2 protein-coding genes are annotated in these 818 nt (G+C 48.5%); both read left to right on the top strand.

The window, feature by feature from the left end; all coding sequences use genetic code 11:
• Positions 1 to 368: FKBP-type peptidyl-prolyl cis-trans isomerase (locus ACTHUM_RS15945; protein WP_440403414.1), on the top strand; the 368-nt coding region annotated here is incomplete at its 5' end.
• Positions 369 to 464: 96 nt separating this feature from the next.
• Positions 465 to 818: phosphoribosylglycinamide formyltransferase (gene purN, locus ACTHUM_RS15950; protein ID WP_440403415.1), on the top strand; the 354-nt coding region annotated here is incomplete at its 3' end.

The raw sequence follows: 818 nt of genomic DNA on the forward strand, positions 1-818 counted from the left end.
GTCTGCAATACAAAATCACCAAAGAAGGCGAAGGCAAAAAACCGACTAAAGACGATGTGGTTACCGTTGAATACGAAGGCCGTCTGATTGATGGTACCGTATTTGACAGTAGCAAAGCCAACGGCGGCCCTGCAAGCTTCCCTGTAAGCCAAGTGATTCCAGGTTGGACTGAAGGTATCCAACTCTTGAAAGAAGGCGGCGAAGCAACATTCTACATCCCGGCCAAACTGGCTTACCGCGAAGTTGGCGCCGGCGATAAAATCGGCCCGAACGCTACTTTGGTATTCGACGTGAAACTGGTTAAAGTCGGCGCGCCTGATGCTGCTGCACAACAACCAGTACAAGTTGACGTACAAAAAGTTCAATAATCCGAATCAAGGCTTACGCCCTTAAACAACGGATAAAAGGCCGTCTGAAAAATTCCGTTTCAGACGGCCTTTGTTCCAAACAAACAAGGAATTATGATGAAAAATATCGTCATCCTTATTTCCGGACGCGGTAGCAATATGCAGGCGATTGTGAATGCCAATATTCCCGATGCCAACATTGCAGCCGTATTGAGCAACAGCGAGACCGCTGCCGGATTGGCATGGGCGGCAGAGCGCGGTATTGCCACTGACAGTTTGAACCATAAAAACTTCGACTCGCGTCTGGCATTTGATCAGGCTATGATGGAAAAAATCGATGCCTATCAGCCCGATTTGGTTGTATTGGCGGGCTTTATGCGCATTTTGACTCCCAAATTCTGCGCCCATTATGAAAACCGCCTGATCAATATCCATCCGTCCATCCTGCCTTCTTTCACCGGTCTGCACACC

This window comes from Neisseria sp. P0021.S006, from assembly GCF_051956895.1.